This window comes from Turicimonas sp. TL08, assembly GCF_054660695.1.
In genome coordinates, this window is sequence record NZ_BAAGDP010000043.1 from 1 (window position 1) to 8,748 (window position 8,748).

Sequence of the window (8,748 nt, forward strand, 5' to 3'; positions counted from 1 at the left end):
TGCATGTGTAAAGCGTTCCGCCAGCGTTCAATCTGAGCCAGGATCAAACTCTTTTGTTTAATCTCTGTTGTCGCTCTTACTCTTCGTTTCGGTTTTGACGGAGTATTTCCTACTCCGTTTGCCTCACAAAGCGAGCTTCTTAAATTTAAATCTCTTCGCTTTCGCTCTTAAACTTAAGTGCCCGCTCTTATCGGTTCGTCGATAAATTTTTAAAGAACTTGCGTTGCTGATTTCGTGTTCGTCATCAACAACGAGGTGCGAACTATAAATACCTTTTTTGAGCTTGTCAAACCTCTTGAGAAAAAAAATTTAAAAAAAAGCACTAAAAACTAGTGCTTATTATTTAATTTCAAATAGTTACATAAAATGTAAAAATTTTTGTAATTTCACAACATTTTGGATTTTTGAGAATTTAATTAATTTCAAACGAATTTTATTTCCCGGGATTGCTATCAAAATATGGCGCTGCTGCTTTGAGGTATACAAACATAGAATAAAGCGTCAACAGTGCCGCTATATAGATAAGAATCGTACCTAACATTCTCATATCGATACCCCAAAGAGGTTCAAAATAAAGCAGCATCGGGATTGCAACCATTTGCGCAATTGCTTTAATTTTGCCATACCAGTTGACTTTGACTTTTCCGGACATGCCGACTTGAGCCATCCATTCTCTTAATGCTGTAACGGTAATTTCTCTGCCGATAATAATTAAGGCAATAAGCATGTCGACCCTTCCTGCAGCTACTAAAACGATAAGAGCCGCGCTGACCATCAGCTTGTCAGCAACCGGATCTAAAAATGCTCCAAGCTTAGTTCCCATTCCAAACTTTCTTGCGAAGTAGCCGTCTAACGCATCAGTAATTGCTGCAATGATAAAAAGAGCGCAGCCGATAATGTTTTGCCACTCCATACTTACCCATGAAATTGGGAGCATAAACACCCCAACAATCAAGGGAATAAAAGCAATCCTTGCCCAAGTGAGCCACATAGGCAAGTTAAAAGATAATTTTTGTATTTGTTTAGCCATGTAATTGCGAATAAATTTGTTTTGCTATCGAATGAGAAATTCCCTCGACACTAGCAATATCCTCTTCTGAAGCATTGGAAAGAGCTTTCAAGCTCCCAAAATGCGCTAATAGTTTTTTTCTGCGCTTGGGACCCACTCCCTCTAAATCTTCAATTTTAGAATAATTTCTTGCTTTCGCACGCTTTGCTCTCATTCCAGTAATTGCAAATCTGTGTGCTTCGTCTCGAATTTGCGCAATAAGCATCAAAGCTGCAGACTCTTTTCCCAATTTCAGAGGAAGTTTGTCCGGATCAGCAAAAATTAACTCTTCCAACCCAACTTTTCTTCCTTCACCTTTCGCCACGCCGACGATGACATTTTTATCGAGTCCGAGTTCATCAAAGACTTCACAAGCCATAGAAACCTGCCCTCTTCCGCCGTCAACTAAAACGATGGTAGGAAGTTTTGCTTCACCACGGGCCACTCGAGAATATCTTCTCGTTAAAACTTGACGCATGGCTGCATAATCATCGCCCGGTGTTACATCGTGAATATTGAATCGGCGGTATTGGCTTGAATCCATTTTATTGTTTGCAAAAACAACGCAGGATGCTTGAGTAGCTTCACCCGAAGAATGACTGATGTCGAAACATTCCACTGTAAAGTTGGAATAGTCTTCTCTGTCAAACTGCAGACCTAAAGCCTCTGTCAGAGCCTCCATTCTTCCTACTTGATGAGATTCTTCGCTAAGTTTTCTGCCCAAAGAAATCCTTGCATTCATCGTAGCTAAATCCAGCCACTTCTTTCGGATACCTTGAGGCTTTCTTGCAAAATAAACCGTTCTCGGAGAAAGTGCATTTAGCAGTTCCGAAATCGTATCGCCGTTTTCTTCAACATTAGCCAAAACAACCGGCGGTACATCCATTTCTAAGTAATGCTGAGCTACGAAGGCTTCAATGACTTCATCCACAGACGGAAGCTCCGTGTCCTTAGAAAATTTAGGGAAAATGGAACGATCGCCTAGATGCTGACCGCCCCTAACCATTGCCAAATTAACGCAGATTTGACCTCCTTCAATTACGGCAGCAATGATATCGACATTAAAGTCTGGAGTTGCAGTCATGGTCTGCATCTGGGTAACATTCGAAATAGCTGCCAATTGGTCACGAACTGCAGCTGCTTTTTCGAACTCTAACTTCTCAGCATGCCTTTCCATCTTCTGTTGTAAAGTTTTTTGAATCTCTGCACTTTCTCCTCTTAAAAACTCTTTTGAGAGTCGAACTGACTCGGCATATTCTTCTTTACTGACGCAATTACAGCATGGTCCGCTGCATCTTCCAATCTGATGGAGAAGACAGGGTCGTGAACGATTATTAAAGACAGAATTCTCACAAACACGGATCCGGAATACCTTCTGCACCACACTTAGAGCTTCTTTTGCAGCCGTAGCATTTGGAAAAGGACCGAAAAAAGTTTGTTTTTTATCTAAGGCGCCTCGGAAATAGGACAGGCGAGGAAAATCTCCTGCACTGAATTTCAGGTACGGATAGGACTTATCGTCTCTGAAGAGAATATTGAATCTCGGAGATTGAGATTTAATTAAATTGGACTCAAGAATAAGAGCCTCAGCTTCACTGTTGACAACAGTAATTTCGGCCCTGGCAATTAAGCCAACCATCATCTCGGTTCGAGGAGCAAGCGTCTTTTGAAAATAACTTGACACCCTCCTTTTCAAATCTCTTGCTTTTCCTACATAGAGGAGATTGCCTTGCGAGTCAAAATATCTGTAAACGCCGGGAAGTCTTGGAAGGGTCTTTAAAAACTCAGAAGCGTCAAAAGGTTTTGCCTCCGTGTCTTTCTCATTCGTTGCATTGGTCGTCACAACTTATTGCCTGCTCAAAAAATATTCCGCAATTATGGAAGAGTTCTTTGACTCAAGTCAAAAAAAAGGCACCAGATACTTCGCACTGGTGCCCGACTAACGGTAAGCGGACTCTGATTGGGCGATTCGCCCAAGTCCTTGAAACTTACCAACCTCAATCCCAAGGAGAAGAGAGAATTAAATCTCTCAGGTGCTATATTAGCAAAAGTATTTAGGTATTTCTACTACCTTCGTAAATACCTAGCTCAATTTGAGTTGAGGTAAATGTCCTTTATCTAGCTGCTGCCATCTTTTCCTCGACTGCAAGCATGTTTTCAAATTTCTTAACGTCAAAGCTTCTATTCCACATAACAGCCAAGAAACCTGCAAAAGCCACAAAAGTAGCACCGAAACTGATAAGCCAGTTTCCATGGCTTAACCCTGCGGCCAAGTATCCGACTACGCAGCAGCCTGCTACAAACCATGCGTAAGGAAGCTGAGTCGTTACGTGAGACATATGAGAACATCCGCTGCCCGCACTTGACAAAATAGTTGTATCGGAAATCGGTGAGCAGTGGTCGCCGAAAACGGAACCTGCCAAAGTAGCGGACAAACACACTACAGTCAAGCTAGGATCGACAGAGATAGCAACCGGAACTGCGATAGGAATCAAAATACCGAATGTACCCCATGCTGTCCCTGTGGAGAAGGACAACAATCCTGCAATAATGAAAATAACTACGGGAAGGAAGTAATCGAGACCTGTACCTCCTGCGACAAAACCTTGAACAAAGGTCTGAGTCAAAAGAAGGTCGCGGCAAACACCCGAAAGAGTCCAGGCTAACACCAAAATAATGTTGGCCGGAAGCATGAGTTTCATGCCTTCAATGCAGCCTTCCATAAAGGAACCAAACTTCACAATACCACGCGGAATATACATTGCCATCGCAACAACGATTGCACCAAAAGATGCCCAAACAAGAGCCTTAGAGGCTGAACAGTTGCCCAGAGATGCGGCAAAAGTATGATAGGCAGGATCATCTCCCCAATAGCCGCCGTCATACATGAAGGCTAAAACTGCGAATACGATTAGGGCAATTAATGGAACCAACATATCCCAAATAGTTCCGCGGGTACTCGGAAGGTGTTTAGGTTTATCGGTAATTTCGTTCTCTACTTCCTTCAATGCCTTAGAAAGAGCTCTTTCTTCAGCAAGTCTCATCGGACCGAAATCTCTGTTGGTAAGACTTAAATAGAAAACCAATAAAAGACAGAAAATGGCATAGAAATTGAATGGAATGGAAGAAACGAAAGCTTGGAAATCGCTTTCGAACTGACCGGTGGATTTCAAACTGCTTCCGACAGCAGCTGCCCAGGAAGAGATCGGTGCGATGATACACATCGGAGCAGCAGTTGAGTCAATGATATAAGCCAGTTTTTCTCTGGAGACACGATAAGAGTCAGTCAGAGGTCTCATGACGGTACCAACCGTTAAACAGTTAAAGTAATCGTCAATAAAGATAAGAAAGCTCAGACCAAATGTAGCTAAGATAGAAGACTTTCTGCTTTTGATTTTTTCTCTTGCGATTTCACCGTATTTGCGAGTGCCTCCGGACATTCCCAAGACGTATACCAGTGCACCTAATAAAGTACAGAATAAGAGAATTTGAAAGTCAACCTTATCCCCCATTAATTTAAAGGTAACTTCCAGGCCTTTGACCATTGGATCGGCTGCCCCACTTCCGAAGGAATAAATATAAGCTCCGGAAAGAATACCGATCATTAGGGAAGAAAAAACTTCTTTTGTTATAAGGGCCAATACGATTGCGACTACGGGAGGAATAATCGACAACCAACCTGCTGCGTATGGATCCATTCTTATGCTTCCAAGTTAGAAAAATAAAATAAATTCTAACAACGCAAAGTTTGCTTATCCCCGCCCGGCTCTTAAAAGATACGAAAAAAGCGGCCTAAGCCGCCTTTTTCAAGAGTAATCCCTAATTACATTACTCTGCTGCGATACTCATCAGTTCTTGTATCGATTTCAATCTTGTCGCCTGTGTTGACGAAAGCTGGAACTTGAACGATGTGACCTGTAGAGAGTTTGGCTGGTTTCATTACCTTACCGGATGTGTCGCCCTTAACTGCAGGTTCTGTGTAAACAACTTCGCGAACCAAAATTGTAGGAAGTTCGATAGAAATAGCACGGCCATTGTAGAAAACGGCTTCAGCTTGCATGCCGTCTTCCAAATACTTAAGGCAGTCTTCCATCACTTCAGCTTCAACTTCAATCTGGTTGTATTCATCGTCCATCCAAACATAGTGAGGATCACCGTAGTAGGAATATGTAACTTCCTTCTTGTCGAGGATGATGTCATCGAAACGATCGTCAGCTCTGTAAACAGTTTCCGTTCCGGCATTGCTCAGAAGGTTCTTCATTTTGAGCTTAACTGTGGAAGCGCCGCGTCCGCCTTTGCTGTATTCGCTTTTAAGGACAACCATAGGATTGTTGTCAACCATGACAACATTACCAACTCTAAGTTCTTGTGCTGTTTTCATAATAAAAAAAATACCTGATGTTTTCTAACTGCCAATCGCAGATATAAGAGATCCTATGATTTTAACTTGCTTTCTATGAATTTGCACAAATTCTCTGTAAGTGAACCTACAGAATGTAAATTTTCTTCCCAAGCTGCCGCGCTCTCCGTTAATTCGGAAGTCGCATCGCGCCATTGAGGCCATAACTCTATAAAAGAAGATTCTCCCTTATTAAAAGCGAGATTAATTTCTTTCAAAAGCTTGAAATTCTTTTGAGAGTAAAAAGATTTTAAACGATCTTCAAAAGCTGTCAGTTTATGAATGTGCGTATCCTCTGTCTGAGGATAAATATTCCAAATAAAAGGTTTACCGGCTAATTGAGCACGAGCAAAAGAATCTTCTCCTCGAATAATCAAAGAATCAGCAACCCAGAGCAATTTATCAAAATCAGTCTGAGGAAGCATAGGAAGAGGAACACACAAAATGTGAGGATATGGCTTTGCCAGTTCTTGTATCTCTTTTCCGGCACCACCGGCCGCCAACAAAAGCTGAATAGGTCTTCGATCAGAAGCCAAGGCTTCAACCAAAATTTTAAGGGGCGCTGAGGGATAACAAAACACGAAAGTATTAAAGGGACTCTCCGGATTTGCTCCTATAGTTTTTAGAAAGACTTCTTTTTTACTCTTAAACAACTGACGGTGTTCGTTGAGTCGTGTCTCGCAAATAATTCCCCCTGTTTTATTGGTAACTCCCGGGAAGAAAAAGTATTTTTTCGTGCCATACCGCGGATGAGGCGAAGGCAGAGTGTGACAGCCCTCAACCCAGTCTTCCGCTGACAAATATTCCAAATTGATCCAGATTGGAGAAGGATTTCTTTCGGCAATTCTTTTTTCAAAAGAGTCAGGAATTCTGCACCCGAATGTCTCTATAACGATATCCGAGGGACTTTCTCGCTCCGCATCTTCCCATTTTAGGAGCTCAATTCCTGCAGCATGCTGTCTTGCTTTTTCACAGTCGACTCTTGGTTCAATCGCCGATAAGGTTTCAAGATTATTTATATAGAAGCGCACATTCCAGCCCTTCTCTTTCCTGATATCTCGCGCCAATCTCCAGCACACCCCTGCGTCTCCGAAATTGTCAATAACATCGCAGAAAATATCGCAGCCTATAGTATTTTTTTGCATGCTTATCCCATTCAATTAAGCTCGGAATATAGTACTCAAGTTGACTCAAGCCTTTTGAATTCTTAACTACAATAAAAACAGGAAGAGATTCTGCAGTTCTAAAACTCTCTCCCGTCCTAATTTGAAGAAGTATGAAGAAGTTCAGTAAAAAAATTAATTACGATGTCACTCAGTTTGATAATTCGTTTTTTGTACCTTACAAACTTAAGGCCGATGTAAGAACAATGATTGAAGAAAAGGTCCGACCCGATAAGGTCGAGCCTCTTATTGCAACATTGGAATATATCAGCAGCCGAGTTATGGATTCTTTGGAGGACGACGACCGAGAACCCAATAAGTTTCCTTTTTTTGATAACGAATTCGACAAAGACTGGCTTCTGGAAGGATTTGAACATGAGTCCATCGACCATATAGCCGAAAACAGCCCAAATAGGCTGTTTTCTGAACCGGTTTTCACCCCTGCCATCAGCGGCAATCCATCCAAGGTCTCTTTAATCATTTCTCCCACTTGCTTCGAGCAAGATGATAATTTCGGAGACTTCATCAGGCCACAGTAGCCAACCACCACGAGCTAAACCCGAGGCTTGCAAAAGCCTGGGTAGCTCGCTTCAATAAACCTGATTAATCTTTTCGGCGGTGAGTCTTCCTCCACTCCCAAGGTTCTTCAGGATTTGGCTGAGCCCATAATCCGCGTTTAGCCCTCTGTGCCTCATACATAGATTCCTGATAAAGGACACGATCTTTCGGCATTACGTCTTTCTGATAGTTTCTGTAAAACCAAGCGTGGCCATCGAGCACCATTTGTCTATTGACATCAATATCGTTTGTAACGACCTTGCCTATTATTCTTCCGTATCGATCAAACTTCTTCTTGGAAAGGTAGTAGATTCTCACTTGATTGTTGCCGCTGCGGATAAGGTTTTCCAGATGACGTTGGCTCTCGTTTCCTCCGTCCATTTTTAGTTCCGGAGCATCAATTCCGAGAAGTCTGATTTTGATTTTATTGTTAGAACCCTTCTCGCGGACAGTTAAAGTATCTCCGTCAGCAACGCGAGTGACTCTGGCTTCAATGTACTCGTATCCTGGATGGCCGAAATCTTTTTGATCGGCAGCCGTAGCAGTCTCGGATTTTTGAAAAAGATTGCCGATTTCACCAAAAGAAAGAGCCTGCGCAGTCGATGCCAAAAGAGCAGAAACTGCAAAAGCAGATAATATTTTTATTATTGACATATAGTTATGGTCTTCTCAGAGTAAATTTATCGAACGTAGATTCTAATTGCTTCAATACTTCGTTAGAAGGATAGTCGCTTCCAACTCTTGGTAAAGGATGCTCTTGAGTATGCATAGGAGGTTCTCTGTAAATTTGTAGAGCATACTCCCGCACTCCTCTCTGCTTAAGTTGCATTGCCAGGGCTAACAGCTGCTCTTCTGAAAGATAATCAGGATGGGCTGTCGTTCGGACTTCGAACGGGATTCCGCTCTTGAGAAGATCATCCAAGCTCTCCTCCACTTTTTCGATATGCAGCCTCTTGCCGACAACTCTTTCGTATAGTTCATGTTCGCATAGAGGTGCTTTGATATCCAGACCAACCCAGTCAAGAAAAGGAAGAATCTCTCTCAAATGGTGAGGATACATTCCTGCAGTATGAAGGCCGATTTTATAGCCGAGCTTCTTGGCTGATTGAATTGCCTCGTAAAGTGCAGGATCGGTCAAAGGCTCTCCTCCGCTGAAAACAACCCCGTCAATCAGCCCTATCCTTTTCTTCAAAAAATTTTCTAGGTAATCCCAAGAAACACGCTCTTCGTTCTCAGAGAAGTCTTTGGACTGCAGCTCTGGGTTTTGGCAATAAAGACATTTCCAAGGGCAGCCTTTAAGAAATACGACTGCCGACAAAAATCCGGGAAAATCAATTGTTGTAAACCTCGTCAATCCGGCAATTCTTAGTTGATTTGCCTGACGATGTTCCCCTGGCGGAGGAGCTTGTATTGAAATCACCTTCATGGAATTTCCTACTCGTTGGATCGTATGAATCGAGTAGAGGGTTGGGTTGCCCCGTCCCCCTCTCACAGCACCCACCGTACGGTTCCGTAGTGGGCGCTTCACTAACAAATCGCCATAAAGCGGAGAGAATACAACCCTAATCTGGCAAAACGGC

Annotated in this window: 8 protein-coding genes; 1 reads left to right on the top strand and 7 read right to left on the bottom strand. The window is 42.6% G+C overall.

Annotated elements, in window-relative coordinates; genetic code table 11:
- Positions 1 to 433: 433 nt before the first annotated feature.
- The 5 genes from pgsA to earP all read right to left on the bottom strand — a co-directional run bounded on the left by pgsA (position 434) and on the right by earP (position 6,592).
- Positions 434 to 1,030 (bottom strand): CDP-diacylglycerol--glycerol-3-phosphate 3-phosphatidyltransferase, encoded by a 597-nt coding sequence (pgsA, locus tag ACYQ4O_RS12650; RefSeq protein ID WP_277030917.1) that lies wholly within the window; start codon positions 1,028 to 1,030, stop codon positions 434 to 436.
- Positions 1,023 to 2,891: an excinuclease ABC subunit UvrC gene (gene uvrC, locus ACYQ4O_RS12655; protein WP_460175834.1), complete on the bottom strand. Its 1,869-nt coding sequence runs from the start codon at positions 2,889 to 2,891 to the stop codon at positions 1,023 to 1,025. Before uvrC ends, pgsA begins: the two co-directional genes overlap by 8 nt.
- A 271-nt stretch (positions 2,892 to 3,162) precedes the next feature.
- Positions 3,163 to 4,746 carry a Na+/H+ antiporter NhaC family protein gene (locus ACYQ4O_RS12660; protein ID WP_308515049.1) on the bottom strand — a complete coding sequence of 528 codons (1,584 nt, stop codon included), beginning with the start codon at positions 4,744 to 4,746 and terminating at the stop codon, positions 3,163 to 3,165.
- Positions 4,747 to 4,871: 125 nt separating this feature from the next.
- Positions 4,872 to 5,429: an elongation factor P gene (gene efp / locus ACYQ4O_RS12665; RefSeq protein ID WP_066591789.1), complete on the bottom strand. Its 558-nt coding sequence runs from the start codon at positions 5,427 to 5,429 to the stop codon at positions 4,872 to 4,874.
- 53 nt (positions 5,430 to 5,482) lie between these two features.
- Positions 5,483 to 6,592 carry an elongation factor P maturation arginine rhamnosyltransferase EarP gene (earP, locus tag ACYQ4O_RS12670; protein WP_460175835.1) on the bottom strand — a complete coding sequence of 370 codons (1,110 nt, stop codon included), beginning with the start codon at positions 6,590 to 6,592 and terminating at the stop codon, positions 5,483 to 5,485.
- 131 nt (positions 6,593 to 6,723) lie between these two features.
- On the opposite strand from earP, the gene ACYQ4O_RS12675 reads away from it, so the two are divergent.
- Complete coding sequence (locus ACYQ4O_RS12675; protein ID WP_308515044.1) at positions 6,724 to 7,149, top strand: hypothetical protein; 426 nt, start codon at positions 6,724 to 6,726, stop codon at positions 7,147 to 7,149.
- A gap of 64 nt (positions 7,150 to 7,213) precedes the next feature.
- Here the strand turns inward: ACYQ4O_RS12675 and ACYQ4O_RS12680 are convergent, their stop codons facing one another.
- Together ACYQ4O_RS12680 and ACYQ4O_RS12685 are read right to left on the bottom strand one after the other, a co-directional pair.
- The gene (locus ACYQ4O_RS12680) at positions 7,214 to 7,822 is read right to left on the bottom strand and encodes a thermonuclease family protein (protein WP_460175836.1); all 609 of its coding nucleotides are present in this window, start codon (positions 7,820 to 7,822) and stop codon (positions 7,214 to 7,216) included.
- Positions 7,823 to 7,826: 4 nt separating this feature from the next.
- On the bottom strand, positions 7,827 to 8,748 hold a 922-nt coding region (locus ACYQ4O_RS12685; protein ID WP_460175837.1), incomplete at its 5' end, for an anaerobic ribonucleoside-triphosphate reductase activating protein.

What these genes read in the sequence shown, in the direction of transcription:
- efp (WP_066591789.1), bottom strand. Translation starts at nt 5,429, where the DNA reads ATGAAAACAGCACAAGAACTTAGAGTTGGTAATGTTGTCATGGTTGAC.
- earP (WP_460175835.1), bottom strand. Translation starts at nt 6,592, where the DNA reads ATGCAAAAAAATACTATAGGCTGCGATATTTTCTGCGATGTTATTGAC.
- ACYQ4O_RS12675 (WP_308515044.1), top strand. Translation starts at nt 6,724, where the DNA reads ATGAAGAAGTTCAGTAAAAAAATTAATTACGATGTCACTCAGTTTGAT.
- ACYQ4O_RS12660 (WP_308515049.1), bottom strand. Translation starts at nt 4,746, where the DNA reads ATGGATCCATACGCAGCAGGTTGGTTGTCGATTATTCCTCCCGTAGTC.
- ACYQ4O_RS12680 (WP_460175836.1), bottom strand. Translation starts at nt 7,822, where the DNA reads ATGTCAATAATAAAAATATTATCTGCTTTTGCAGTTTCTGCTCTTTTG.
- pgsA (WP_277030917.1), bottom strand. Translation starts at nt 1,030, where the DNA reads ATGGCTAAACAAATACAAAAATTATCTTTTAACTTGCCTATGTGGCTC.